The following is a 243-nucleotide window of genomic DNA, read 5'->3' as shown; positions in this document are numbered from 1 at the left end:
AGTTTCTGTAGTAAATCTCAGGGGGATTAGCTCAGCTGGGAGAGCACCTGCTTTGCAAGCAGGGGGTCGTCGGTTCGATCCCGTCATCCTCCACCAAAAGTTCAAACGTAAGTTAATCACATCGGTGATTGAATTTAGGTTTGGTCTTTTCGAGACCAAGTGCTGTATGTTCTTTAACAATCTGGAAGAAGTAAAGATTATTTATTGATCGGTTTGCCGTAAAAAGCGAATCGATGGGTAATG

The 243-nt window shown here is 43.2% G+C and carries 1 tRNA gene; it reads left to right on the top strand.

The annotated features are described in order from the left end of the window. Window positions 1-20: 20 nt before the first annotated feature. Window positions 21-96 (top strand) — tRNA-Ala (locus tag KO538_RS29105). Window positions 97-243: the final 147 nt, after the last annotated feature.

The sequence above is a fragment of the Janthinobacterium sp. NKUCC08_JDC genome (assembly GCF_019345575.1).
Lineage (GTDB): Bacteria > Pseudomonadota > Gammaproteobacteria > Burkholderiales > Burkholderiaceae_D > Janthinobacterium > Janthinobacterium aestuarii.
Note: the sequence above shows the minus strand (reverse complement) of the source record. Positions and strands in the feature narration are given on the sequence as shown.